The following is a 25,870-nucleotide window of genomic DNA, read 5'->3' as shown; positions in this document are numbered from 1 at the left end:
GGTAGGGTGACGTGACGGGGAACAGAGGAGGCAACGGCATGGCAGTGATGGAACAGGCAGAGATTCAAGCATTACTCCCGCACCGGTATCCGTTCCTGTTGGTTGATCGGGTGCTGGAGTTGGATCCCGACCGTCGAATTGTGGCGATTAAGAATGTGACGATCAACGAGCCATTTTTTCAGGGCCATTTCCCCGGGCGGCCGGTGATGCCGGGCGTGCTCATACTGGAAGCGATGGCGCAGGTCGGCGGCGTGCTGGCCTTTAAGTCCGTGCAGGTCACCGGTCGGCCGGTCGTGTACCTGACCGGCATCGATAGCGCAAAGTTCCGGAAACCGGTGGTGCCCGGCGATCGCCTGCGGTTTGAGGTCGATGTCGTCAAGAAGCGGGCGCCTTTCTGGAAGATGCAGGCCAAGGCCTATGTCGAAGATGATGTGGTGTGTGAAGCGGAAGTGACGGCCATGGTGACAGAAGACAAGACAGAGTCGCGACCATAACGGGGCCATTTGCGGAGGTCTGGCGTGCAGATTCATGCGACAGCAATAGTTCATCCGGGTGCGAAATTGGCGGACGATGTCGTTGTCGGACCGTTCTGTCTGATCGGCGAGCATGTCTCGATCGGGAAGGGCACCAAGCTGCTCTCCCACGTGACGGTCGACGGGTGGACCGAGATCGGCGAGCGGAACGAAGTGCATCCCTTCTCGTCCATCGGCGGCCCGCCCCAGCACTTGGGCTACAAAGGTGAACCGACGAAGGTGGTCATCGGCGACGACAATATTCTGCGGGAATATGTCACGGTCAATCGGGCCACGGTGCAAGGCGGAGGGCTCACCTCCGTCGGCAGTAAAAATTTCCTGATGGCCTATGTGCATGTCGCCCACGATTGCCGGTTGGGGAATCACCTGATTCTGGCGAATGCCGCCAGCCTGGCGGGACATATCACCATCGGCGATCATGCCATCATCGGCGGGTTGACGGGCGTGCATCAGTTCGTGCGCATCGGAGCCTATGCCATGGTGGGAGGCTGTTGCGGCGTCGTCCAGGATGTGCCGCCGTTTACGCGGGCCGCCGGCGGGTATCGATCCAAACTCTACGGATTGAACTCGATCGGGTTGCGCCGTCACGGATTTTCCGGCGAGCGGATCTCAGTGTTGAAGAAGGCCTACGACCTCCTGTTCCGCGAGGGCCATCGATCCGCCGAAGCGATCAAGCTGGCTAGGGCGGAGTTCAAGGATCAGGCGGATGTCGCCCAGATCCTGACCTTCATGGAAGCCACCAAGCGTGGAATTTCCCGTTCGATCGGGAAGGACCAGGGCGATGAGGATGAATCCGCGTGACCACCTCAATGCCCGCCGAAGACAAACGGATCGGACTGATCGCCGGGAACGGGCGATTTCCGATTATCTTTGCCGACAATGCCAAGAAATTGGGGTACTTTGTGTCGGCCGTCGCCCATGTGGGAGAGGCGGAGCCTGAACTTGAGCAGCATGTCGATAGCATCCACTGGGTGAAGATCGGGCAGCTGAACAAGCTGATCAATGCCTTCAAGAGCGATAACGTGAAGCGCGTGGTCATGTTGGGCGGCGTCAAAAAGACGCATGTGTTTACCACGGTGCGGCCGGATCTGCGGGCGCTGGCCTTGTTCGCGCGGGTCGCGCTCTGGCGGGACGACGACATTCTCAGGGAAATTGCGGCGGAGATCGAGCGGGAAGGGATTACGATTTGCGAGTCCACCTTCGGTCTTGAAGGCATCCTCGTCGAAGAAGGAACGCTTGCCTCTCGCGAGCCGTCCAAAAAAGAGTGGGAGAATATTCGATACGGCTGGGAAATGGCCTATGAAATGGGGCGTCTCGATATCGGACAATGTGTCGTGATCAAAGACAAAGTCGTGGTGGCCGTCGAAGCGGTCGAAGGGACCGATGGCGCGATCAAGCGGGGCGGGGAATTGGCGAAAGAGGGCGCGGTTGTCGTAAAACGGTGCAAGCCGCAACAGGATCTCCGATTCGATTTGCCGGCTATCGGGCCGCGAACGATCGAGGTGATGGCCTCGGTGAATGCCACGGTCTTAGCCGTGGAAGCCGGGCGAACCGTGATGCTCGATCGGGACCTGCTCTTGGAGAAGGCGCGTCAGGCCGGCATTGCAGTGGTCGGGATCAAGCATCTTGAACCGATCAAAACATAAGTGAACGAGAGGATACTCGCTCAGTGAAGGATTTGCGGGCAGGCGTTATCGGGGTCGGACATTTGGGGCAGCATCATGCGCGCCTCTATGCATCCATCCCCGGCGTGACACTCGTCGGCGTCACGGATCAGAGTCCTGAGCGCGGGCAAGAAATCGCCGGACGGCATGCCGCCCAGTTCTACCGCAGCCCCGAAGAACTATTGAAAGCGGTCGATCTGGTCAGCGTGGCCGTGCCCACGTCCTCTCACTATGCCGTGGCCAAGCGGTGTCTCGAAGCCGGCAAACACGTGTTGGTCGAGAAGCCGATTGCCGTGCAGCCGGCCGAGGCGCATGAACTGGTGGCGCTCGCCAAGGCGAAGGGTTGCCGGTTGCAAGTCGGTCATAGTGAACGCTTCAATCCCATCATGCGGACCATGCGGACGTACATTAAGCGCCCGGTCTTTATCGAGGGCCATCGACAGAGTAGTTACAGCCCGCGCGGGACGGATGTCGACGTGGTGTTGGATCTGATGATTCATGACCTGGATCTCGTGCTCTCGTTCAATCCCGGTCCGGTCGAAGAGGTGCGTGCGTCCGGCGTCGCGGTGCTCTCTCCGACGATCGATATTGCCCAGGCCCGCATTCAGTTCCGTGGCGGCTGTGTGGCGAATCTCACCGCGAGTCGGGTGTCGACGAACAAGATGCGCCGGTTGCGGCTGTTTCAGCGGGAACAGTATCTCTCGATCGATTTTCAAACCCGGCAGGCGGTGATCTCACGGCGTCGCATCGTGCCCGGTGCACCGCCTGAACTCGATACCGAAACATTTCAGGGGAACGCTGACGAGCCGCTCAAGCTTCAGCTGGAGTCCTTTGTGCAGGCCATCCACACCGGAACGCGGCCCGAGGTCTCCGGTGAGGACGGGGCCGCGGCACTGGATGTGGCGCATCTGGTTCTCGCTGCGATTGCTGAGTATACGGGGCGTGTGCAATCCCAGCCCGAACGGTGACGGCCAGCGTCGTCGGTCCAATGGTCCTTCCGGCGCGGACAGTTCAGCGTAACCTGACCTTCAACCTGAGAGACTGTCGATGTCGCGGATTTTGATCGTAGCCGGAGAGGCTTCCGGTGATCTGCATGGCGCCAACCTGGCCCGGGCGCTTCAGGAACTCGATCCCACTGTCCGATTAGTGGGCGTCGGCGGGGCGGCCATGAAGTCCGCCGGCGTGCAGCTGGTGGAAGGGTTCGGGCATCTCGATGTGATGGGGATCGTCGGGTTCTCGGCCCTGCGCGCGATCATCCGACGATTTGCCGCCATGCGCCGGCTGCTCCGGTCCGAGCGGTGGGATGCCGTGGTCTTCATCGACAATCCCGGGCTCAATCTGCGCTACGCCTGGTTTGCCAAATCGGCCGGGCTGCGGGTGATCTATTATATCGCGCCGCAGATCTGGGCCTGGCGGCCGGGCCGGATGAAATATATTCAACAGCGTGTCGATCAGGTGATGGTGATTCTTCCGTTCGAACCGGAGCTGTATCGGAAGGTCGGCTTGCCCTGTACCTTTGTCGGCCATCCGCTTCTGGATGCCGTGGCTCCGCACTATGATCAGGCGAAGCTGCGCGAACACTTCGGGTTGCAGCGGAGCGGCCGGGTCATCGCGCTCTTGCCGGGAAGCCGGTCGGCTGAGGTGCGCCTGCATCTCCCGATTCTTTTGGAAGCGGCGGAGCGTTTGCTGCGCGACGACCCGACGACGCAATTTCTCATGGCGCAGGCCTCGACGATTGCCGATGATCTCATTCAGCCGTTGCTGCAGAAAAGCTCGGCCCCGGTGAAGGTGGTCGCGGAACAGGCGAGCGAGGTCATGGCGGCCGCGGATCTGCTCTTCGTGGCGTCGGGGACTGCGACGCTGCAGGCCGCGGTCGTCGGAACGCCGATGGTGCTGCTCTATCAGGCGCATTCCTGGTTGACCTATCGTTTGGCCCGGTTGCTGATTCGAGTGAAGTGGATCGGTCTGGTCAATCTGGTCGCCGGGCGGACGGTGGTGACGGAGTTGATTCAACATGAAGCCACGGGCGCAAGGGTGTATCATGAAGCCCGGCGGTTGCTGGATGACCCTGCCGCGTATGATGAGATGAAGCGAAGTCTACAGGCGGTGAAAGCGAGCCTCGGGGAGCCCGGCGCTTCCCGTAGAGCAGCCCAGGTGGTGTTGAACGCATGTCGAGCGTAGACCGATTTCTTCGGTTATTGAAATATGTCCGGCCCTATCGGGGCCGGTTTGTCGCGGCGATTGTCTGTTCCGGCATGGTGGCGGCGTTGTCCGGCGTCTATGCCTGGTTGGTCAAGCCGGTGCTGGACGGGATTTTCATCGAGAAGAACGAGTCGCTCTTAGTGGTGCTCCCGCTTGCGCTCCTGGCGGTGTCGATCGTCAAAGCCTTCTTCAGCTACGGACAGACCTATCTCATGAACTACGTCGGCAATCGGGTGATCGCCGACATTCGCCAGGCGCTGTTTCTCCATCTGATGCGGTTGCCGGTCGGCTATCATGACGCCAATACGTCGGGCCGCTTGGTCTCCCGTGTGGTCAACGATGTGGGCCTGATGGCGAATGCCGTCTCCAATGTCCTGAAAGATATTTTTCAGCACGCCTTGACGTTTATCGTGATGCTCGGCGTCATCGTCTATCAAAACTGGCAGCTGGCGGGATTGTCGATCATTGTCATTCCGCTCGCCGTTCTCACGATGTCCCGGATGGGTCGGCGCCTGCGGGCATTGGCGACCAGCGGGCAGGAGCGGATGGGGGACATGTCCTCGACGGTGCAGGAAACCCTCTCCGGGATCCGGATGGTCAAGGCCTTCCGTCGCGAAGAGGCGGAGGCCGCCCGATTCGAGCTGAGCAATCGGGCCTTCTTGAGTACGACGCTGAAGGCCAATCAAGTGTGGTCGATCGGGTCGTCCCATATGGAAGTGATCGGCGTGGTCGGCGTGGCCGTGATTATCTGGTACGGCGGCTATCTGGTGCTTCATGGCAGTATGACGCCGGGCGCCTTCTTTTCGTTTCTGACGGCGATGTTCATGGCCTACACGCCGATTCGAAAATTGGCCGGGGCGAACAATTTGATTCAGCAAGCCTTGTCCGCCTCGGAGCGGGTCTTCGAAGTACTCGACCTGGAGACAGAGCAGGCGCAGGACCGAGGCACGCTCGTTTGTCAGGGGGTCTCGGACCAGATCGAGTTGCGCGGGGTGTCGCTCAGCTACAACGGGCAGACGACGCCGGCCTTGACGGGAGTTGATCTGGCCATCCATGCCGGCGAAATGGTGGCGTTGGTCGGAAGCAGCGGCAGCGGAAAGTCCACGCTGGTGAGTCTGTTGCCGAGATTTTATCAGCCGACGAGCGGACAGATTCTCCTCGATGGCGCTCCGTTAGAGTCTTATACCCTCGCGTCGTTGCGCACGCAGATCGGCATCGTTTCGCAGGATGTGGTGCTGTTCGACGACACAGTCGCCAGCAATATCGCCTTCGGGCGTCCGGGCGCGAGCCCGATGGACATCGAGCAGGCTGCCAAGCAGGCCTACGCGCATGACTTTATCTCCCGGCTGCCTGAGGGCTATCAGACGACGATCGGCGAACGGGGTGTCAAGTTGTCGGGTGGAGAGCGTCAGCGCGTGGCCATTGCCCGGGCGATTTTGCGCGATCCTCCGCTGCTGATTCTGGATGAGGCGACGTCCGCGCTCGACACGGAGTCCGAGCGCATCGTGCAGCTGGCGTTGGCGAACTTGATGAAGAACCGCACGACGGTGGTGATTGCTCATCGGCTCTCGACCGTGCAGAATGCCACCAGGATAGTGGTATTGGATCGCGGCCGGGTTGCTGAGATCGGCACGCACGAAGAGCTCTTGCGGCACAACGGCCTCTATCAGCGATTGCATGCGATGCAGTTCCAGGATGTGACCAATGTGTAACAGGATGCTGAAAATGTCCGTCAGTGGCGTTCTCGCATCGTTCAGACCCTCAACGTACCTCGAGGGTGCGCCTCGGTCCTTCACTCGCTGCGGCCTTGCTGAACAGCCATTTTGAGCATTCTGTCGGGGATCGACGATGAATAGTAACGACGTCACAAAAGTTCCGATAAAAAAGCAGATCGAAAAGTGGGTCAAGTTTTCTCTGCTGCCTCCGCTCGGAGCTCTGGTCATCCGTGGAATCAAGGGAAGTATGCGGCTTGAGCAGCGCGGCTATGAGCCGGTGGATGCGTTGTATCGAGAGAAGCGGTCCATCATTCTGGCCTTCTGGCATGCCCAACAGCTGATGATTCCCTTCGGGTATCGCGGGCCTGGATCGCATGTGCTGATCAGTCAGCATGGCGACGGAGAAATCATCGCCCGCATCATCGCCCGGTTCGGTCATGAGGCCGTGCGCGGGTCGAGTACCCGCGGCGGCGCCGGGGCGCTGCGCTCGCTCATTAAGCTGGGGCGGTCGGGCAAAGATGTCGTCGTGACGCCGGATGGTCCCAAGGGCCCGCGGCAGGTGGCCAAGTTAGGCGTCATTCAATTGGCGAAAGCCACGGGGCTCCCGATTGTCCCTCTCGGCTTCGCCTGCTCAAAAAAAAACTCTTCTCGAGCTGGGATCGCTTCATGGTCCCGTATCCGTTTTCACGCGGTGCCTTTCTCTGGGGAACCCCGATCTGGGTGTCGCGTGAGGCAGATGACGCCGCGCTTGAGGCCGCTCGTGTCGAATTGGAATCGACCTTAAACCGGCTGACGGCTGAGGCTGAAGCGGAGGTCGCATCCTAGCCAACCCATGTGGCGACTGCTCTACAACATTCTTCTTATACTGGCTACGCCGATCATCCTTTGCATTCTGCTCGCCAAAAAGCGGTGCCGGAGGGGTTTGCTCGACCGGTTCGGGTTGCGCATCAGGCCGGTTCTGGAGCCATCCGGTGAGCGGCGCCCCCTGATCTGGATTCATGCCGTCTCGCTGGGTGAAGTGGTGGCGGTCACGCCATTGGTGAAAGAACTGCATCGCAACCATCCCGATCACCGGCTGATCGTCTCGACGGTAACGGAAACGGGGCGCGAGGCTGTTGAACAACGATTGGCCGGGATTGCCGAACATCGCTACGCCCCGCTCGACGTTCCCTGGGCCGTGTCCCGTGCGATCGTACAGTGGCAGCCGGTACTCTATGCGTTTGTCGAGACCGAACTCTGGCCGAATCTCTTATGGACCTTGCGGGACCGGCAGGTGCCGACTGTCATGGTGAATGGACGGTTGTCGTCGCGGTCGTTTGCCCGGCAGCATATCGCCGGGCTCATTTCATTCTATCGCTCGGTGCTGCGGTCGCTCACGCTCTGTCTCATGCAGTCGGAGCGTGATGTGCAGCGGATCGTGGCCCTGGGGGCCGACGCCGAACGGGTCCATAGGACCGGCAACATCAAGTTCGATCAGCCTCTACCGATGATGGCGGCCGATACGTCGTTGCGTACTGAGTTGGGCCTGCGGGAAGGCGAGTCACTCGTTCTCGCCGGGAGCACGCATGCGGGCGAGGAGGAGGCGCTGGTTGCGGCCTATCGGCAGATCGTCGTCACCCATCCTCATACCGTTCTCATGCTTGCCCCGCGCCATATCGAGCGGGCCGCCGATGTCGTGACGATGGTTCAGGGGGCGGGTTTGCCGGTGCAGCGCAAGAGCCGGCTTGAATCAGTTGGATCCGGGGCGCGAGTCATCATTCTCGATACGCGCGGTGAATTGGCCCGGGCCTATCATGAGGCGACAGTGGCCTTTGTCGGCGGCACCCTGATTCCCGTGGGCGGGCATAATTTGCTGGAGCCGGCCGTCTGGGGAAAGCCGGTCCTCTTTGGTCCCTATACGGACCACTGTGCGGAAATCGCGACGCTCCTTTTGGAATCCGGCGGTGCCGTTCGAGTATCCGGTGCGGACGATCTTGCGCGCACGGTTTGCGCGTGGCTGGAGGATTCGTCGGCCCGTCGCCAGGTCGGGGCGGCCGCACGCCGGACCGTGTCGGATAATCAGGGGGCGTTGCGGCGGAGTGTGGAGTTGATCGAAGCCTGTATCTCTCAGGCGCAGTCTTCTTCTTTCCGGTCTGTCGGTTCTGGACCGCAGCCGGTGATTGCGAGGCCGTGAACGTGGCATTCCTGCGTCCCGGCGATCCGATTCGTTCCTGGCTGGGCGGCCCAGCCTTTCTGTACGGACTGGCGGTTCGCGCCAGGATGTGGGCGTATGATCAAGGATGGCAGAAGCCGGCACGATTGCCCTGCCGAGTGATGAGTGTCGGAAACCTGACGGTCGGCGGAACGGGGAAAACCCCGATGGTGATTCTGTTGACGGAGTGGCTGCAGGCGCAGGGGCACCGGGTCGCGGTGCTGAGTCGAGGCTACAAGCGGACGTCGACGGCGGCGCAGGTATTGGTGTCGGACGGGGAGCGAGTCTTGGTCGGTCCGGCAGAGGCCGGCGATGAGCCCTATCTCATTGCAAACCGCTGTCCCAAGGCCATTGTCGCAGTCGGGGCGGATCGCGCAACGGTCGGACGATGGCTGCTCGACCGATGGCCGGTGGACTGGATCGTGCTCGACGATGCCTTTCAGCATCGCGCCCTGTACCGTGACCTTGATGTGGTATTGATTGATGCGATGGATGCGACAGGATTGGATGGCTTATTGCCGGCCGGGCGCCTCCGTGAGCCGTTGGCCGGACTCGGACGTGCGGACGCGGTCGTCATCACCCGGGCCGACTCCGAGCGGGATGTGGCCGCCGTGCACGCCCGATTGCAGGCGGCCATGACAGGACACCCGGTCCAGGCAGAGGTGATCTTCAGGCCGGACGAAGTGGTGTCGGTCACGACCGGCGTGCGGCATGCGGCAGACTGGTGTGTGGGAAAGAAGGCCTGGCTGGTCAGCGGGATCGGCAACAGCGAGTCCTTCCGCCGGTTGGCGATGGAGAATGGGCTACAGGTATGTGGCGAGACCGCGTTCGCAGACCATTACGTGTATCGGAGCGAAGACGTTGATCGTCTGCGTCTTCAGGCAACACGATCTAACGTCGAGATGGTGCTCACGACCGAAAAGGATGCCGGGAAACTCGCGCCACTGTTGAGGCCTGAGGATTCCTGGTGGGCCGTGCGGCTGCGGGCCGATGTCAGGCGCGGGCAGGATGCGCTCCATCGCTTGTTGTCCGATGTCTCGGATGCGTCAAAGTCCCAGGGAGACGTGCGTGCGTAACGAATCGCCCTCGCGAATTCTGGTGCGGGCGCCGAATTGGATCGGCGATGCGGTGATGTGCGAGCCGGCTTTGCGCGGGCTGCGCGCGCGCTTTCCCAGCGCGGAGGTCACGTTGCTGGCGAAGCCGGCCATTGCCGAGCTGTTCATTGCCTATCCGGGCATCGATCGCCGGTTGGTCTACGATGATCGAGGGATTCATGCGGGGCTGTCAGGGAAATGGGCGCTGGCGGGTCTGCTGCGCCGGCATCAGTTTGATCTGGCGGTGTTGTTCCAGAATGCCTTTGAAGCGGCGCTGATCACGTGGCTTGCCGGTATCCGCCGCCGTTACGGGTATGTCACCGACGGCCGCGCGTTTTTGCTGACCGATCCCGTCGCGCGGCCAGACCGCGCCACGCTCGTGCATCAAGTCCACTACTATTGGGACCTGTTGAAACCGCTCGGTGTGAACGGTTTGCCGTCTGTCCCAGCGTTGGCGGTCTCGGAGAACGAAACGCGTGCGATGGATGAACGGTTGAGGGATCTTGGCATAGGGCCGGACGATCTGGTTGTCGGCGTGAATCCTGGTTCAACCTACGGCGGCGCGAAGCGATGGCTACCGGAACGATATGCGGAGGCTGCGCTGCGGGTCTGTCGCCAGATCGAACAGCAACGGGGGCGGCCGGTCTCCGTGGTGATTCTCGGGGCGAAGGGCGAAGAGGTGTTGGGCCATTCGGTGGCAGATCGCCTCACGGTACGGTCAGCCGTGCTGTCGGGGCGGACGAATATTCGGGAACTGATGGCGGCGACCAAACGCTGCAGTATTTTACTGACCAACGATACCGGGCCGATGCACCTGGCGGCGGCGTTTGCGGTGCCGGTGGTGGCCGTGTTCGGTCCCACCGATTGGAAAACCACGGCGCCATACAGGCAGGAGGCGTCGATTGTCCGGCAGCCGGTCGATTGCGCGCCCTGTCTGTTGCGGGAGTGCCCCATTGATCATCGCTGTATGACCGGGGTGACGGTGGAGATGGTCACGCAGGCAGCAGTGAAACAATTACAAGCTGACAAGCAGACGAGGTCCAATCTGACAAATGATTCGTCTGATGGCCAGGCTTCGGACGTCTGTCAGCCTGCAGCCCTGGCAGTCTGTCTTGCTGGTGTTACCGTCTTCTTGGATCGTGACGGGACGCTGAATCCGGATCCCGGGTACATCGGGTCCCCTGACCAGTTCGAATTGTTTCCCGGTGTTGCCGCGGCGCTCGCCAGACTGACGCGCGCGGGCGCTCGACTGGTGGTGGTGACGAATCAATCGGGAGTCGGCCGCGGGTTATTTTCTTCCGCTAGCCTTGATGCAATTCATGCGAAGCTTCGTCGATTGTTGCATGACGCCGGGGCATCATTGGATGCGATCTATGTGTGTCCGCATCATCCGGACGATCGTTGTCGCTGCCGGAAGCCTGAGACGGGGATGGTTGACCAGGCGGTGCGTGAACTGGGGATCGATCTGTCCCGATCCTATCTCATCGGGGACCATGCCAAAGATATGGAGTTGGCCAAACGGGTGGGTGTGAAGCGCGTGTGGGTGACAACCAGCGAGCATGGAGCAGGGGCCCCGTCCGAGTCCGGCAATGATGCGGCAGTGGTCGCATCGTCGCTGGATGAGGCTGTGACGTGGATTTTGGCCGATGCAGCGAAGAGCGGGAAAGGGCAAGACGAGCTGGAAACGCGAGAGGGGCAACACTCGTGAGATTTATGGATTGTGCGCGGCACGCCGGTCTCGCATGTCCCGCTAGCCACGCGGTGCGTCGATGACGGCTGAGCCTCAACGGATTCTTCTGATCAAGCCGAGCTCGCTGGGCGATATCGTCCATGCGATGCCGGTGGTGGCCGCGTTCAAACAGCGCTGGCCGTCAGCGCATCTGACCTGGTTGGTGAAGCGCCAATGGGCTGAGATCGTGCAGCGAATCGAAGGCGTCGATGCCGTGTGGGCGGTCGATCCCAGTCTGGGGTCGTGGGTTGGTCAAGCCATGGCACTACGGGCCCAGCGGTTTGATCTGGTTGTCGATCTGCAAGGACTCTTGCGCAGTGCGCTCGTGGGCCGGATGACCGGATGCGCTCAACGAGTGGGATTTGCTCACGGGCGCGAAGGGAGTCCGTGGCTGTATTCGCACCGTGTGGCTGTGCCGACGCCTGAGATGCACGCGGTGGATCGGTATCTGCTGATTGCGGCGGCTGTCGGTGCGCCTGTGGAGAACGAGCCGCAATTTCGGTTTCGATTGCTGTCTCAAGATGTGACGGCGCTGCGGGAGCTGTTCAGGCGTAAGGGAATCGATCTGGATGCGCCGTGGGTGGCCATGAATGTTTCAGCGCGCTGGCAGACGAAACGCTGGCCGGCCGCCTCGTTTGCCGCCGTGGCGACTCAATTGGCGGCGCGCGGCATCGGACCGCTGGTGGTGATCGGCGGGCCCGACGAACGGGAGGCAAGCGGTCTCATGCGGAGTCTGACGGCCTGTCCGGTGGTCGATCTGACCGGCGAGACCCCGATTGGATTGTTGCCTGCTTTGTTGTCGAAAGCCTGCATATTGATCACGAACGATTCAGGGCCGATGCATGTGGCCGCGGCAGTGGGGAGGCCGGTGGTGTCGATCTTCGGGCCAACCAGTGCGGTGCGTACCGGTCCTTACGGAGCAGGGCATACCGTCTTGACTCATGATCTGCCTTGTCGTCCCTGCTTCAGTCGCGTCTGCCGCAATGCGGTGCCGATGGAATGTCTCGAATCAATCACTCCTGAACAGGTCGTGGCGGCTGTTGTGTCTCAACAGTCCTGCCGTGCGGTGTCACGATGAATGTACTGATCGTGCGTCCCGACGGGATCGGGGATTTGGTGCTCTCGCTTCCTGTTGCGACGCAATTGCGACAATTGATACCCGGAGTTCGCATCGGGGTGCTGGCGAATCCCGTGGCGGCGCCGATCTTGGAGCACCATTCCGATATCGATTATGTGCGAACGGTTTCCTTGCAGGCGTCGATACCCGACATGATGCAAGCTTTTTCCGGCGGGATCGATGCGGTCATTTTTCTCAAGCCGTTTCGGCGCTTGATGTGGGCGGCGTGGCGGGCCGGCATTCCGCTTCGCGTGGCCACTGGCTTTCGATGGCAGAGCGTGTTGGCGAATCGCTGGATCTATGAACACCGAAGCAGTTTTCAGAAGCATGAGTCGGACTGCAATGTGGAGATGCTCAAGGGGCTGCGGCTGACGCCGTTACCGGTGGCGGCGCCTGCGCTTCAACTCACCGAGGTGGAGCGAGCCGATGGGGGTCGACGATGGGGCGGCGCTGCATTGCCGCGAGTCGTCATCCATCCCGGTGGTGTGTCGGCCAGGCATTGGCGACCAGCGCATTATCGGGATCTTGCCAAAACGTTGGCGCAGCAAGGGTATGCGGTGGTGTTGACTGGCAGCCAGGTCGAACGCGATCAATTCCAGAGCGAGGCGTTGGACGATATCGTCCTCCACCCCGAGATCAACAATCTCATGGGGCAACTCGCCATTCGGGAGTTAATGGCGGTGATCGGGGCTGCTCATGTAGTGGTATCTGGCGCAACCGGCCCAGCCCATCTCGCTGCCGCGTTGCATGTACCCACGGTGAGTCTGTTTGATCCGCGCCAAAACAATTCACCGACGCGTTGGAAGCCTTTGGGTCGGGGCGTGCTGCTTCGTCCGGATGTGCCGACCTGTGAAAAATGTATCGGCGAGGCCTGCGCGTATTGGGATTGTCTCGATCGATTTTCCGTTGAGGATATCGCCGCTCGACTCGGTGCCGTGGTTCGATCCGCCCAGCCGTTAACGATTCACCATATCTAGTCGCCGCCGACTTGGCCAATCTTCCCCTAGATCGTTGATATCCCTACCTATTGTGGAATTCTTTCTTGACTCCCTCTCCTAATTGTGTTCATATCCTGAACGTTTTTTAGTGGAGCCTCTAAATGAGATGAATCTTCAGGGACAACGAGACCTCATTTTGCTCACGGAGTTAGAGCGGGACGGTGCGATTACGCAACGGTCCCTCGCTATTAAATTAGGTGTGGCACTTGGTCTCACGAATCTGTATCTCAAGCGGCTTGCGAGAAAGGGATACGTCAAAGTCACGACCATCCCATCTCACCGGATTCGTTATCTGCTGACGCCTCAAGGATTTGCCGAGAAGTCCCGGCTTACCTACCTCTACATGCAGTACTCCCTGTCGCACTATCGGGATATGCGCGCCCGGCTGCGCGATGTTCTGTCGCGGGTCACTGTGGTGGGAGGTCGGCGGATTGTGATCTTTGGGACCAGCGAATTTGCCGAAATGGCCTACCTCTCGTTGCGGGAGATGGACATGGAGTTAGTAGGGTTTGTCAGCGACGAGACAGCTGGGACGTTTCTCTCGTATCCCGTCTCGCATCCGAGTGTCTTGAAAGAGTGGGAGTTTGATGCCGTGGTGCTCGCCGATCTCGATCGGTCGCATGAACACGGAGAAATGCTGGTGCAGTACCAGGTTCCGAATGGCAAGGTGCTCGCGCTCGGCCCCACGGCCTGAGTAGACCGTACCCTCAGGTAGTTTTTTGTGTTCACTGTAAGTGAGAGGGCGAAGCTGTGTCTGAGTCGGCGCCGAAATCCCAGTGGTACGCACTTCGTACCAGGTCGCGCCATGAAAAGCTGGTGCGAGATCAGTTGGAGAAACAAGGGATTGAGCCGTTGCTACCGACAGTGAAACGACTTAGTCAGTGGAAGGATCGCAAGAAGGAGATCGAAGTTCCGCTGTTTTCAGGCTATTGCTTCGTGCGGTTTTCGCAGCACAATAAGCTTCCTGTGCAAAAGGTTGCGGGCGTGGTCGAAGTTGTGGGAAGCGGAAACCGTCCCGAGCCGATTCCAGATGAAGAGATTGAAGCATTGAAGACTCTCATGACCAGTGTCCTGCCATATGATCCCCATCCATATCTCCATGAAGGCATGATGGTGGAGGTGGTGCGAGGGCCACTCAAGGGTGTGCATGGAATGTTGCTCAGGAAAGAGAAGCGGCATCGGTTGGTGATTGGTGTTCGCTTGATTCAGCAGGCGGTAGGGGTGGAGATCGATGTGCAAGACGTGGTGCCGGCGTAAGAAATCAGGAATGCCATGAAGAATCATTTGAGGCTCAGGTCGGCTGAATCGAACATGCCTCGGCGCCATTTGCATGCAAGTATGGTGTGGCCGCGCTTGACTAGAATATGAAGAAGCCAAGATTATTGTTGACAGGAGGTAGTGGTCTGCTTGCGCTCAACTGGGCTTGTGCGATGCGCAATCGATGGGAAGTGGTCCTCGGGATGCATCAGCATACCGTTCAGCTCGCAGGAACGAACGCTTGTAGCCTCAACCTTCAGGATCCTACGCAGCTAGGGCGCCAACTTGATTCCCTTTCTCCGGATCTTGTGGTGCACACTGCCGGGTTGACGAGTGTTGATCGCTGTGAAGAGAGCCGTGATTTGGCCAGGCAGGCGAATGCCGTTATCGCACGCAATATTGGCGAGGCAACCGAAAAGAAGAGCCTAGCGTTGGTTCATATTTCCACAGATCACTTGTTCGCCGGGGAGAGATCCTGCTACTCCGAGCAAGAACCAGTGCAGCCGATCAACGAATATGGCCGATCAAAGGCGCTGGCAGAGGAGTGGGTCCAAGCCGCATATCCGAAGAGTCTGATCTTGCGAACTAACTTTTTTGGCTGGGGGCATCGGTATCGGCAGTCGTTCAGCGATTGGTTGATTTATAACCTTCGCGCCGGCAAACCGCTCACTCTCTTTGATGATGTCTATTTCACCCCTATTTTGGCTGATCGATTGGCATTGGCCGCGCATGAGTTAGTCGAGAAGGGCGCCTCGGGCATCTTCAATGTGGTCGGAGCAACTCGGCTTTCGAAGTACGAGTTTGGACTGAGGGTGTCGGATCATTTCAGCCTGCCGACCAATTTGATCGATCGCGGACAACTTTCCCTCGCTACGTTGTTGGCCCCGCGTCCTCGGGATATGTCTCTGGATAGCAGTAAGTTGCAACAGGTGCTCGGACATGGGCTAGGGACGATTCACGAGTATCTACGGGAGCTGCAGGCACAGGAAGAAGAGGGGCGTCGCTCGGAGATCCTTGAATCAATTGACGGATAGAGGAACGTCTATGTTAACAGGGGCATCTATTCTCATTACCGGTGGCACAGGATCATTCGGCCATACCTTCGTTCCCATGACTTTGGCCAAGTTTAACCCTTCCCGTCTTGTGATCTTGTCCCGCGACGAGATGAAGCAATGGGAAATGGCCAAGTTGTTTCAGCATGATCGAAGAGTGCGCTTCTTTATCGGTGACGTTCGAGACAAAGATCGCCTGCATCGTGCCTTCAGCGGGGTCGACTACGTTGTGCACGCCGCTGCGACGAAAATTGTTCCGACGGCCGAGTACAATCCGTTTGAATGCATCAAGACCAACATCGATGGCGCAATGAATGTGATCGATGCTTGCATCAATCAGAAAGTCAAAGGCGTCATTGCGCTTTCCACCGACAAGGCCAGCAGCCCGGCGAATTTGTACGGAGCGTCCAAGCTGGCATCGGATAAATTATTCGTTGCCAGCAATGCCTATTCTGGTATGCAGAGCACACGCTTTGCCGTGGTCAGGTATGGAAACGTGATGGGCTCGCGCGGATCGGTCATCCCGTTTTTCATGTCGCTCGCTGAAACTGGGAGGTTGCCGATCACCGATGTTCGGATGACGCGGTTCATGATCTCACTCGAGCAGGCCGTCGAGTTGGTTTGGCATGCGTTCGAGGATATGGTGGGAGGGGAAATTTATGTCAGGAAAATCCCTTCCATGACGATTACGGACATTGCAAAGGCAGTTGCACCGGAGGCGAAGTTCGACATCATCGGTATCCGCCCTGGAGAGAAGCTGCACGAGCAGATGATCAGTTCTGAGGATTCATTTTCCACATATGAATACTCGAGCTATTACAAAATCTTGCCTGCGCTGAATGCCTGGTGCGATGATCCCAGGCGCATCAAAGATGGTCGAAAGGTGCCGGAAGGGTTCATGTACACCTCCGACACAAATCCAGAATGGATGCCCGTCTCCTCCCTGCAGGCCTGGATTAGGGAATATCAACAGAAGCCGGGGTTGCCCTAGCGATGGACATGATCTCGTACGGCCGGCAACACATTGATGACGCCGATATTCAGGCGGTGGTGGAATGTCTTCGGAGTGGGGCCCTCACTCAAGGGCCTAAAGTCGCTGAGTTTGAACAGGCCATCGCTACATATGTAGGAGTTCGCTATGCCGTTGCGGTTTCCAACGGCACGGCTGCGCTGCATCTTGCGGCGATCGCGGCTGATGTCGGTTCTTCTTCTGCGGTGGTCACCTCTCCCATTACTTTTGTGGCGAGTGCCAATGCTGCGTTGTATGTCGGTGCGCGGCCGGTATTCTCCGATGTGGATCCTGAAACAATCAATCTCTCCCCATCTGGATTGGTGCATACGCTCAATCAGAATCCTGATGCGAAGGTCATCATTCCCGTGCATTTCGCAGGGCTCCCTTGTGACATGGCTGCAATAGGCGCGGCCGCAGTCAAGGCAGGGGCGGTAATCATTGAGGATGCAGCTCATGCTCTTGGTTCGCGCTACTCAGATGGGAGAATGGTTGGGTCCTGCGCGTACTCGCTTATGACTACGTTCTCCTTCCATCCTGTGAAATCGATCACCACCGGTGAAGGCGGAATGGTCACGACGAATGATGAGCAGGTGTACAGGAGGCTGTTACGTCTTCGCAGTCACGGCATCAATAAGGGCTCGGATGAGTTCTTGGACCGGGACGCGGCGTTCACAGATGGACGGCCCAACCCTTGGTACTATGAGATGCAGGAGTTGAGCTTTAATTATCGGATCACAGATATTCAATGCGCGTTGGGGACTACACAATTAGCTAAACTTGATAAGTTTGTTGCTCGGCGTCGGCAGCTAGTGGATCGCTACGACGAAGCTTTCGCAGGCTCTAAACGGATTCAACCGATCCAGCTCGGCCAACGGGACCGGAGCGCCCACCATTTGTATGCGGTGCGGATTGATTTTGCCGCCGCAGGGATAAGCCGGGCCGAATTCATGACGCGGCTTCGAGAGAGAGGGGTCGTCTGTCAGGTGCATTACATGCCGGTCCCGGCACACCCGTATTATCGCCGTCTAGGTTTCTGCCCGGATCGCTATCCGAATGCCCAGTCCTACTACCACCAGGCCTTGAGCCTTCCGTTGTTCTATGACCTTACAGAAAGACAGCAGGATACGGTGGTCTCCCTTTTGAACGAGTTGCTATACTGAACTCAGTTCTTGGTATCGTTCAATCCGTGCCTCCTTCTCAAGTCCACTCCTGCGCTGGTACGGATCCCGCCGAATCTGTTCTGATATGTCTTGCCCTTTGGAGTGTCTGGGGGCTGGGCGAAATGGGTGAATGATGTCAGTAGCGATACGGTTTTTTCTCAAGCGACACCAAGGGGTCTACGCGTGGTTGGTCTGTGCCCTTGTGGCTTCGGCATTGCTTGAGGCTTTGAGCGTCGGAGCGCTGTTCCCTCTCGTTGCGGAGGTGCTTGGTTCCAAGCCAACTGACTCAGGTGGACGGGTGCTTTCGGCGCTGCACGCTGCTTTGACAGTCTCCCCAGTGTCCGACCCTGTTTTAGGGGCGGTGTTTTTACTAGTTGCATTGGTAACCCTCAAGGCTGTGACAACGCTTTGTCGTGATTATCTTACTGCTGCTGGAAGCGCACAGGTTGTGTGTGAGGTGAAGCAAGATTTATTTCTTCGTTTGCTCAGGGCGCCGTATCAGTATTTTTTCGATCATCGTCACGAGGAGTTGAGTTATCGGCTAACCTCGGCGCCCCAAAGTCTTGGGCTCACACTCCTGCTCCTTTCATCACTCGTGTCACAGGGCGTCATAATCCTGGCCATATGCGCACTCCTGGTTACTATCAGCTGGCAATTAACGGGGGGGCTGATGGTGATCGGAGGGCTTCTCTATCTGGCTCTCCGGCATATGGCAAAGCGTGTCTCTCATGTAGTCGGCCGTCAGCGCACAAGTGCGTTAACAAGAGAGATCGGCGTGGTATCGGAGTATCTTGCCGGGATCAAGGAAATCATGACCGGGGGAAACGGGAGCCGATGGCTGGATTCCTACAGGAAAGAGGGAGACTTCTTACGGATCCTATATGTAAGGGATGGACTCTGGCAATCGGTGCCTGGCGTGGCGATCGAATGGGTTTTCTTCCTTCTTATTGGGGTTTTGGCCGGCGTTCAACATGGGATGGGGCAGTCCGGAAGCACCGCCGCCTTTCCCGTCATGGCGGTATATTCATATGCGGTCTATCGTATGATACGTGCCCTGAGCCTCATGAGCGCTTACAAGCTGCGCCTTGCGAGCCAGTCTTCCGATGTTGAATTGCTCTATCGTGCACTCCAAGAGGAGTTCCCGGAACAGAACACGTCTGGTAGAAAGCCGGTGTGTTTTGCCGACAGCCTCGCGTTTGACAACGTTTCGTTCCGTTATCCCAACCGGTCGGACTATGCGCTTCGGCAAGTCACGTTGGCCATTCAGCGAGGCACAACCACCGCCATTGTAGGGCAGTCTGGATCAGGCAAGACGACTCTCATGAACCTGTTGTTGTGTCTTTATGCCCCGACAGAAGGGCGACTCTTTCTTGATGGGGAAGAGTTTTCTACCTATGACTCCAAAGAGTGGTTGATGACGGTGGGATATGTAAGCCAAGAGGCATTTCTTATAAATGACACGATAGCTGAGAATATTAGATTTGGTCATGCCGGCTGCTCAGATGCCGATGTCGAGGCGGCCGGTCGTGCAGCTCACGTAGACGAGTTCATCCGAGATTTACCGCAGGGATATGAAACCGTGGTGGGTGCAAGAGGGATGGCCTTGTCGGGAGGACAGCGCCAGCGTATTGCGATCGCACGAGCGTTGGTTCGCCGTCCTCAGATCTTGATCTTTGATGAGGCGACCAGCGCACTGGATGAAGTCTCTGAAGCAATGATCCAACGGGCAATGGACGAGCTTAAGAATGGCTATACCATGATTGTTATCGCACATCGTGTTTCAACGGTCCGAAACGCAGACCGCATCATCGTTATGGAGGGTGGTCGTATTATCGAAATTGGAACCCATGATGAGTTGATGTCAAGTAGGGGGCGCTATAGCCTTTTAATGGCATCATCTCTCGCCTAGAAGTCGATGAAGCCTGGTTTGTTATTTGCGGCAGTCCATTTAGGGCCCTATCTTTCGCTTGCGCCGCTTGAGCGCGAGCTTGATTCGATGCAATGCTTTTTTTTAGCAGAGGGCCCCTCTCTCCGATCACGTCAACAGGAGGAGCTCTCCTATTGGACGCATGATGGTGTGGTGTGTGCGCACGGTGATCTACAAGGGTTCATGCGCGATAAGGATGTGCGGGCGATTCTGTGCGGAACGTCGGATGGGCTTTCTGACGGGAATCTTGAGGACTTAGTGAAAGAGGCTGCCACAGAGTGCGGGGTCCCGGTGTTTGTCGTAGAAGACTTTCCCGGCAACTACAGTGCTCGTACTCGCACGCGACTGGATGGGCTGTTCGTCGAACGCAACAGTTTGGAGCAGGTATATGAGTCTCGTGGTGTAGAGGTCGACAGAATTCACCGCTTGGGTAATCCCCGGTACGATCATCTGCGTTTGGTCGAACGAGATCACCTCCGCGAAACGACACGCGCGAGCCTCGATCTCGGAGATGGTTCAGTAATACTTTGGGCAGGACAGCCAGACGGTGAAAATTCCTTTCTGACCTTGGAACGGATGCTTTCGAGTCTCAAAGCCCTTGAAGTCAAATTTATATTCAAGGCCCATCCACGAGATGAGCTGTATAGTGCTGGAGCCTACACGCCGTTGCTTTCTCAATTAAGATCGTGGCGTGATGTGACTTCATGGATAGAAACGAGGGGCTTGTGTTGTGCCGCTGATCTTGTCCTTACCCAATTCTCTTCAGTGGGAGTCGAGGCAAGCTATCTGGGGACCCCAGCCCTGTTTGTATTGTTCGACGATCTCGGGATGACTTATCTACGGAGCCATAAGGGATACGACATAGTGCCATGGGCGAGTGAAAACTGTGCGTTCTTGCTTCGTTCGTCCGACTCGATTTATGAGAGGCTGGAAGCCGCGTTGTTTGATGACGTTGGGCGTTCTGAAATTCGGCGACGATTTGACGATCGCTACGGTTTGAAGCCGCCGAGTGCTCCTGCAATCGCATCGATAATAAATCGGTGTGTGTCAGCATCACATCAATAGGGAGGATAATCCGATGGCCGGTAACGGCTCAGATAAATTGAGGATGTTCGGGCAAGGCGATCTTCTAGAGGATGGAAGTGTCGCATGGAGCGGATATGACCGAAGGGTTTTAGAAAAAGAGGCTAAGGAGGACCAGCCGTTCACGGCGTTGCGACACCAAGAGGTGCGCTATGAAGTGACCGACCATTGCAATGCGATCTGCATCATGTGTCCTCGAGAGCAGCATGAGGATGCCCGTCCTCACGGTATTATGGACTTGGGGAAGTATAAGCGCAGCATTGATGAAGTTGTTTCGCTTGGAGCAAAAAAGATTGTATTGACCGGTTTTGGAGAACCCTTAATTGACAAGACGCTTGAACAGAAAATTTCATACGCGAAAGCAAAGAATCTCAATACCTACATCATTACGAATGGGTCGCTGATTACACCCGCCCGGGCCAAGAGCTTGATCGAATCGGGCTTGGATGAAATGCGTGTCAGTTTTTACGGTATGAGTCCAGAGACATACAACGTCGTAATGGAGAGACTTGACTTTCATGTCGCAACGAACAATTTGTTGGGATTCTTGGAGGAACGATCTCAGAGAGGTTTAAAGAAACCAAAGTTAGAGCTCTCCTATCTAGTGATGAAGGAGAACGAGTCTGATGTCGATGCGTTTCGTGCTTACTGGGAACCGCGTGCCGATGCCATCGAAATGTGGAAGCCCCATAACTTCGGTGACGGTCGATCCTATCGTGAGCGACATCAAGCTGTTGAGCTGAAGGCGACATGTGGCCGGCCAGAAAACGGTCCCCTTCAAATCCAATGGGACGGGGAAGTGATTCCCTGTTGCTATGACTATAACAATCAGATTGTGCTCGGGAATGCGTTCGAACAGCCGGTTCTTGACATTCTTAATGGTGAAAAGTATCGGTTTCTCCGGTGGGCTCACCGCACGAACAATTTCCGGCTATTCCCATACTGCGATCAGTGCGATCAGTTGCTTCCACATGCTGATGCCCTCGTCTATACCAACAGGCATAACTTGCCTCCTGAAGTTGCCGTGCGACTTTCGAATACGGATCTATACGATCTTGTGGGCGACAAGGAAATTGATCCGGAGAATATCAACGCGAAGTATAAGCAGGGGTTAATTGGTGAAGGGGCATGATTTACGTTCATCGATGGGAGTTAAGCAGGGGGTAGGTCGCTATTTGTAAGTGGCATTTAGCTCTTCAGGGATCTCCCTTGATAGACATTTAAGATTATCCTTCCGGCTTCCCATCCATAGCACTGTTGGCGTTGCCATGAAACGGCACAGCTCCTCCCACATGTATTTTTGATCAGAGTAATTTGGCTAACGATCCATCGGAAGGCAAGAGTGCGACCATTGGAATGTGGCGGATTTTGAAGGATGTTCAACCGAGAATTATTCGGTCTTCCCAGGCTTTTGATTTTACTCAACATCATCATTTGCAGACAATTTGAATGGATTGATGCATAGCGAATCGGTGGTTTCAAGGCTGGCTTTGGGTACGGTCCAATTCGGACTGCCCTATGGGGTTGCTAATCGGACCGGGCAAGTTGCCCGGCCCGAGGCAAAAGCTATGCTGCAATTGGCTGCGGCCAATGGGATTGATACGCTTGATACCGCAATTGCCTATGGCGAGAGTGAAGCCTGTTTGGGGGAAGTGGGAACTCAAGCGTTTAAGTTAGTCACAAAACTACCTGCAGTCCCCGATGGTTGTAGGGATATTTCTGTATGGGTTAGGCAGCAGGTACACGCATCCCTTTCCCGTTTACACGCCAGCCGTTTGTACGGCTTGCTGTTGCATTGCCCTGAGCAGCTGTTGGGCAAATTAGGGCAAGCGCTTTACTATGCGCTGGGCGATCTTAAATCGCAAGGTTTGGTGGAGAAGATAGGGATTTCGATCTACGCGCCGGATGAGCTGGAGTCGCTATGCGATGGCTATACATTTGACCTAGTTCAGACGCCCTTCAATGTGCTGGATCGTCGGATAGTTGATACAGGGTGGCTGGCGCGTCTGTATGGGCAGGGGGTTGAAGTTCATGTGCGCTCCATTTTTTTGCAAGGCCTGCTGTTAATGCCAGCCGCTCAGCGGCCAACGTTTTTTACCCGTTGGCAGAAACTGTTGGAGACTTGGGACCACTGGCTGGTTGATCATCAGCTTACGCCCGTGCAGGGTTGTCTGCGGCACATTCTATCGTTTTCTGAGATTGCGAAGGTGGTGGTTGGTGCTGACAGTAAGGCTCAGCTTCAGGAAATCATTTTGTGTGCTGAGGGAACATTGCCGCCATTGCCGTCGAGTTTGCATGTGAGCGACTCGGATCTACTGAATCCTGCCCGTTGGGAACGACGGTGAGAGCTACGCTATCGATGCTTAAGTATTTAGATGTGAGCTCAGGTTGGTATATAGGGGGCTACAATTTACCTTAGTCTCTTTATGTGGATCCGTTTGCAGGAGATGCGTTGGTTGTTCCAAGTGAATGGTTCCAATCGTGATTTGTTTTCGATGTAGCCTCCATTGGTCTTTTCTGCTTTCGGGGTTAGCAATGTCTTGCGAATTTTGTGTCGTTTCTCTTTGTGCCTGGGATGAGCTTAAGCGCGCAGTTGTTTCTGTGAGTGTGATTGCCCAATCGATGGTTATGGTTGTGGCGTGCTCTGAAGTTGTGGTATCGCGTAAGCGTATTTCTGTTTGTGTCTGAAAACATCTTGGAAGGGCAGCTGTCGTTCGGCAATTCTCCTGAAGCGGATATTGAGCTATGAAAAAGAAGACTTTGAAGTATGAGCGGACGAAGATTTGTGCTGATAGAGCACGTCTTCTGATACCAGGAGGGGCGCATACATATAGTAAAGGCGATGATCAGTTCCCGGAAAATGCCCCCAGGATCATTGATCGGGGATTGGGTTGTGCTCTATGGGATGTTGATGGGAACGAATTCGTCGATTTGGCTATGTCACTTGGCACAGTTATTCTTGGTCACGCGTACGAGCCCGTTCTTGATGCAGTCCGTAAAGAGCTCACACGGGGAGTGAATTTCTGTCGTCCGTCAGTGATTGAAGGGGAGCTCGCAGAGCTTCTTGTCGAAATTATCCCATCCGCTGAGATGGTCAAGTTTGGGAAAAATGGGTCTGATGCAGTGACTGCCGCGGTCAAACTTGCTCGTGCCTACACGGAGCGGAAATATATTGCACGGTGTTCATCCGACGCATTTAACGCAATCCACGATTGGTTCATCGGTTCAACGGTGATCCCTCGGGGTATTCCGGTGGAGATACAGGCACTCACACTTAAATTTAATTACAACGATCTTGGGAGCTGTCAAAAGCTTTTTGATGAGTACCCTGGGCAGATCGCCTGTTTTATTCTCGAGCCCGTCTCTCTGGAGGCGCCTAAAGAAGGGTTTCTTGAAAACCTCAAGGCGCTTTGTGAGAAGAACGGTGCGCTCTTGATTTTTGATGAAATAGTTTCCGGCTTTCGGTTTGCTCTGGGTGGAGCCCAGGAAATGGTGGGAGTGACGCCTCATCTGAGTGCTTTTGGCAAGGGAATGGCGAATGGCTTCTCGGTAAGTGCGCTTGTGGGGCAGCGCGAATTTATGCGCATCGGTGGAATTGATCATGACCAAGAACGAGTATTTTTACTCTCTACGACTCACGGTGGGGAGACGCACTGTCTTGCGGCGGCCATCGCCTGTATCAACGAGATCCGTCGGCACAATATCGTAGCGCATTTTTGGGAAACGGGTAAGGCGCTGATGGATGGTGTGCGTGCCGCGGCAAAAGATGTCGGCGCTGAGCGATATATCGACATTGTTGGATATAGTGTAAAGCCGGGGTTCGCGTTTAGGGATGAAACCGGGCAGGTTTCGATGCTGGCGCGCACACTGTTTTTGCAGGAAACGATCGCGCGTGGCCTATTGATGCCCTACGTGGTTCCTTCCTATGCGCATAGGAGAGAAACCATCGAATTTGCCGTAGAGTGCGTCCGCGATGCTCTCGACGTCATGAAGAAATCAGCCGAGGGGGCGGGGATGAGGGCTGCGCTCAAAGGCAAAGTTGTCAAGCCAGTCTTTCGCAAACTCAACTAGAATATTAGGCATGCAAATACGCATTGGTAAGCACACTCTGGGCCCCGGGCATCCGACTTTTATTGTCGCCGAAATGTCCGGTAATCATGGCGGAAGTCTTGAGCGTGGCATTGCCATTGTCCATGCGGCCAAACGTGCTGGTGCGGACGCGATCAAGCTGCAGACCTATACCGCAGACACCATTACACTCAAGTGTGACCGTGACGACTTTTCTATTCCGGCAGAGAACCCTTGGGCTAACCATTCAACCCTATGGGACCTGTACGATAAGGCTCACACTCCCTGGGGGTGGCATGAGGCGATTTTTCGTGAGGCTAGAGGGATAGGTTTGGAGGTGTTTTCGAGCCCGTTTGATGAGTCAGCAATCGACCTACTAGAGCAGCTGCAGGCTCCAGCCTATAAGATCGCATCTCCTGAAATCACCCACCTCCCCCTCCTTGAGAAAGTTGCTCGGACCGGGAAGCCGGTCATCATCTCCACAGGCATCGCGACACTAGCTGATATCGAACTTGCCTTGGCAACTCTTCGTGCGGCTGGTGCCCATGAGATTGTCGTGCTGAAATGCACGACGGCTTATCCCGCCCCTCCAGAGGAGTCTAATTTGCGGACGATTTCGGATATGGCGACTCGCTTTGGTGTGGTTCCCGGGCTATCGGATCACACCGTGGGTATTGCCGCAGCGGTGGCATCGGTCGCTCTTGGAGCCCACTTTATCGAAAAGCATTTCACCCTTGATGACGGAATAGAGACGGTCGATTCGTTTTTTTCTTCTGGGGAAGGCGAGTTCTCGCGTTTGGTCAGAGAGGTTCGCCTCGTCGAGAAGGCACTTGGGCGCGTTAGTTATGAGATCGCGCCGTCTGCCTTGCAAAGTCTTCGTGGCCGGCGTTCTCTCTATGTCTCGGCAGCCATTAGGGCAGGAGAACGCCTTACGCAGTCTAATATCAAGTCAGTGCGACCATCCTTCGGCTTGCATCCGAAGCACTACAAAGATCTCCTGGGTCGTAGGGTCCTGCGCGATCTGCAGCTAGGCGATCGTCTCAGCTGGGATGTGGTGGAATGACCCAA

Annotated in this window: 23 protein-coding genes; all 23 read left to right on the top strand. The window is 56.7% G+C overall.

Annotated features, from left to right (window positions below; translation table 11 throughout):
- Window positions 1–47: 47 nt before the first annotated feature.
- Window positions 48–494: a 3-hydroxyacyl-ACP dehydratase FabZ gene (gene fabZ / locus Q7U39_04705; GenBank protein ID MDO9117236.1), complete on the top strand. Its 447-nt coding sequence runs from the start codon at window positions 48–50 to the stop codon at window positions 492–494.
- Window positions 495–518: 24 nt separating this feature from the next.
- The gene (gene lpxA / locus Q7U39_04700) at window positions 519–1,334 is read left to right on the top strand and encodes an acyl-ACP--UDP-N-acetylglucosamine O-acyltransferase (GenBank protein MDO9117235.1); all 816 of its coding nucleotides are present in this window, start codon (window positions 519–521) and stop codon (window positions 1,332–1,334) included.
- A complete protein-coding gene (gene lpxI / locus Q7U39_04695; protein ID MDO9117234.1) occupies window positions 1,331–2,179 on the top strand; it encodes a UDP-2,3-diacylglucosamine diphosphatase LpxI in 849 nt (282 codons plus the stop codon). The genes lpxA and lpxI overlap by 4 nt, the downstream gene beginning before the upstream one ends.
- The gene (locus tag Q7U39_04690) at window positions 2,176–3,165 is read left to right on the top strand and encodes a Gfo/Idh/MocA family oxidoreductase (protein ID MDO9117233.1); all 990 of its coding nucleotides are present in this window, start codon (window positions 2,176–2,178) and stop codon (window positions 3,163–3,165) included. Before lpxI ends, Q7U39_04690 begins: the two co-directional genes overlap by 4 nt.
- Before the next feature lie 79 nt (window positions 3,166–3,244).
- Window positions 3,245–4,378 (top strand): lipid-A-disaccharide synthase, encoded by a 1,134-nt coding sequence (gene lpxB, locus Q7U39_04685; GenBank protein ID MDO9117232.1) that lies wholly within the window; start codon window positions 3,245–3,247, stop codon window positions 4,376–4,378.
- Window positions 4,366–6,111: a lipid A export permease/ATP-binding protein MsbA gene (gene msbA, locus Q7U39_04680; protein ID MDO9117231.1), complete on the top strand. Its 1,746-nt coding sequence runs from the start codon at window positions 4,366–4,368 to the stop codon at window positions 6,109–6,111. Before lpxB ends, msbA begins: the two co-directional genes overlap by 13 nt.
- A gap of 136 nt (window positions 6,112–6,247) precedes the next feature.
- Window positions 6,248–6,898, top strand: a complete 651-nt coding sequence (locus Q7U39_04675) for a lysophospholipid acyltransferase family protein (protein ID MDO9117230.1) — start codon at window positions 6,248–6,250, stop codon at window positions 6,896–6,898.
- Between the two features lie 48 nt (window positions 6,899–6,946).
- On the top strand, window positions 6,947–8,287 hold the full coding sequence (locus Q7U39_04670) for a 3-deoxy-D-manno-octulosonic acid transferase (GenBank protein MDO9117229.1): 1,341 nt from the start codon (window positions 6,947–6,949) through the stop codon (window positions 8,285–8,287).
- A gap of 2 nt (window positions 8,288–8,289) precedes the next feature.
- Window positions 8,290–9,381: a tetraacyldisaccharide 4'-kinase gene (gene lpxK / locus Q7U39_04665; GenBank protein MDO9117228.1), complete on the top strand. Its 1,092-nt coding sequence runs from the start codon at window positions 8,290–8,292 to the stop codon at window positions 9,379–9,381.
- Window positions 9,374–11,107: a lipopolysaccharide heptosyltransferase II gene (gene waaF / locus Q7U39_04660; protein ID MDO9117227.1), complete on the top strand. Its 1,734-nt coding sequence runs from the start codon at window positions 9,374–9,376 to the stop codon at window positions 11,105–11,107. The genes lpxK and waaF overlap by 8 nt, the downstream gene beginning before the upstream one ends.
- A 61-nt stretch (window positions 11,108–11,168) precedes the next feature.
- Complete coding sequence (locus tag Q7U39_04655) at window positions 11,169–12,206, top strand: glycosyltransferase family 9 protein (GenBank protein ID MDO9117226.1); 1,038 nt, start codon at window positions 11,169–11,171, stop codon at window positions 12,204–12,206.
- Window positions 12,203–13,222 carry a glycosyltransferase family 9 protein gene (locus Q7U39_04650; GenBank protein ID MDO9117225.1) on the top strand — a complete coding sequence of 340 codons (1,020 nt, stop codon included), beginning with the start codon at window positions 12,203–12,205 and terminating at the stop codon, window positions 13,220–13,222. The genes Q7U39_04655 and Q7U39_04650 overlap by 4 nt, the downstream gene beginning before the upstream one ends.
- A gap of 127 nt (window positions 13,223–13,349) precedes the next feature.
- Window positions 13,350–13,937: a winged helix-turn-helix transcriptional regulator gene (locus tag Q7U39_04645; protein ID MDO9117224.1), complete on the top strand. Its 588-nt coding sequence runs from the start codon at window positions 13,350–13,352 to the stop codon at window positions 13,935–13,937.
- Between the two features lie 56 nt (window positions 13,938–13,993).
- On the top strand, window positions 13,994–14,500 hold the full coding sequence (locus tag Q7U39_04640) for a UpxY family transcription antiterminator (protein ID MDO9117223.1): 507 nt from the start codon (window positions 13,994–13,996) through the stop codon (window positions 14,498–14,500).
- Window positions 14,501–14,607: 107 nt separating this feature from the next.
- On the top strand, window positions 14,608–15,534 hold the full coding sequence (locus Q7U39_04635) for an SDR family oxidoreductase (protein ID MDO9117222.1): 927 nt from the start codon (window positions 14,608–14,610) through the stop codon (window positions 15,532–15,534).
- Window positions 15,535–15,544: 10 nt separating this feature from the next.
- On the top strand, window positions 15,545–16,543 hold the full coding sequence (gene pseB / locus Q7U39_04630) for a UDP-N-acetylglucosamine 4,6-dehydratase (inverting) (GenBank protein MDO9117221.1): 999 nt from the start codon (window positions 15,545–15,547) through the stop codon (window positions 16,541–16,543).
- 2 nt (window positions 16,544–16,545) lie between these two features.
- On the top strand, window positions 16,546–17,724 hold the full coding sequence (gene pseC / locus Q7U39_04625; protein MDO9117220.1) for a UDP-4-amino-4,6-dideoxy-N-acetyl-beta-L-altrosamine transaminase: 1,179 nt from the start codon (window positions 16,546–16,548) through the stop codon (window positions 17,722–17,724).
- Window positions 17,725–17,926: 202 nt separating this feature from the next.
- Complete coding sequence (locus Q7U39_04620) at window positions 17,927–19,633, top strand: ABC transporter ATP-binding protein (GenBank protein MDO9117219.1); 1,707 nt, start codon at window positions 17,927–17,929, stop codon at window positions 19,631–19,633.
- Between the two features lie 6 nt (window positions 19,634–19,639).
- Window positions 19,640–20,716, top strand: a complete 1,077-nt coding sequence (locus Q7U39_04615; protein ID MDO9117218.1) for a CDP-glycerol glycerophosphotransferase family protein — start codon at window positions 19,640–19,642, stop codon at window positions 20,714–20,716.
- 13 nt (window positions 20,717–20,729) lie between these two features.
- On the top strand, window positions 20,730–21,866 hold the full coding sequence (locus Q7U39_04610; protein MDO9117217.1) for a radical SAM/SPASM domain-containing protein: 1,137 nt from the start codon (window positions 20,730–20,732) through the stop codon (window positions 21,864–21,866).
- A gap of 325 nt (window positions 21,867–22,191) precedes the next feature.
- The gene (locus tag Q7U39_04605) at window positions 22,192–23,079 is read left to right on the top strand and encodes an aldo/keto reductase (GenBank protein MDO9117216.1); all 888 of its coding nucleotides are present in this window, start codon (window positions 22,192–22,194) and stop codon (window positions 23,077–23,079) included.
- A gap of 400 nt (window positions 23,080–23,479) precedes the next feature.
- Window positions 23,480–24,805, top strand: a complete 1,326-nt coding sequence (locus tag Q7U39_04600; protein ID MDO9117215.1) for a glutamate-1-semialdehyde 2,1-aminomutase — start codon at window positions 23,480–23,482, stop codon at window positions 24,803–24,805.
- A gap of 10 nt (window positions 24,806–24,815) precedes the next feature.
- On the top strand, window positions 24,816–25,865 hold the full coding sequence (gene pseI, locus Q7U39_04595) for a pseudaminic acid synthase (GenBank protein MDO9117214.1): 1,050 nt from the start codon (window positions 24,816–24,818) through the stop codon (window positions 25,863–25,865).
- Window positions 25,866–25,870: the final 5 nt, after the last annotated feature.

Source organism: Nitrospira sp., assembly GCA_030653545.1.
In the GTDB taxonomy this organism is placed as follows: domain Bacteria; phylum Nitrospirota; class Nitrospiria; order Nitrospirales; family Nitrospiraceae; genus Nitrospira_D.
Note: the sequence above shows the minus strand (reverse complement) of the source record. Positions and strands in the feature narration are given on the sequence as shown.

Coding starts and splice junctions, on each gene's coding strand:
- Q7U39_04650 (MDO9117225.1), top strand. CDS start 12,203: ATGAATGTACTGATCGTGCGTCCCGACGGGATCGGGGATTTGGTGCTC.
- Q7U39_04610 (MDO9117217.1), top strand. CDS start 20,730: ATGGCCGGTAACGGCTCAGATAAATTGAGGATGTTCGGGCAAGGCGAT.
- Q7U39_04675 (MDO9117230.1), top strand. CDS start 6,248: ATGAATAGTAACGACGTCACAAAAGTTCCGATAAAAAAGCAGATCGAA.
- Q7U39_04605 (MDO9117216.1), top strand. CDS start 22,192: ATGCATAGCGAATCGGTGGTTTCAAGGCTGGCTTTGGGTACGGTCCAA.
- Q7U39_04600 (MDO9117215.1), top strand. CDS start 23,480: ATGAAAAAGAAGACTTTGAAGTATGAGCGGACGAAGATTTGTGCTGAT.
- Q7U39_04645 (MDO9117224.1), top strand. CDS start 13,350: ATGAATCTTCAGGGACAACGAGACCTCATTTTGCTCACGGAGTTAGAG.
- Q7U39_04615 (MDO9117218.1), top strand. CDS start 19,640: ATGAAGCCTGGTTTGTTATTTGCGGCAGTCCATTTAGGGCCCTATCTT.
- pseB (MDO9117221.1), top strand. CDS start 15,545: ATGTTAACAGGGGCATCTATTCTCATTACCGGTGGCACAGGATCATTC.
- Q7U39_04635 (MDO9117222.1), top strand. CDS start 14,608: ATGAAGAAGCCAAGATTATTGTTGACAGGAGGTAGTGGTCTGCTTGCG.
- lpxB (MDO9117232.1), top strand. CDS start 3,245: ATGTCGCGGATTTTGATCGTAGCCGGAGAGGCTTCCGGTGATCTGCAT.
- Q7U39_04655 (MDO9117226.1), top strand. CDS start 11,169: ATGACGGCTGAGCCTCAACGGATTCTTCTGATCAAGCCGAGCTCGCTG.
- fabZ (MDO9117236.1), top strand. CDS start 48: ATGGAACAGGCAGAGATTCAAGCATTACTCCCGCACCGGTATCCGTTC.
- msbA (MDO9117231.1), top strand. CDS start 4,366: ATGTCGAGCGTAGACCGATTTCTTCGGTTATTGAAATATGTCCGGCCC.
- pseI (MDO9117214.1), top strand. CDS start 24,816: ATGCAAATACGCATTGGTAAGCACACTCTGGGCCCCGGGCATCCGACT.
- Q7U39_04670 (MDO9117229.1), top strand. CDS start 6,947: ATGTGGCGACTGCTCTACAACATTCTTCTTATACTGGCTACGCCGATC.
- pseC (MDO9117220.1), top strand. CDS start 16,546: ATGGACATGATCTCGTACGGCCGGCAACACATTGATGACGCCGATATT.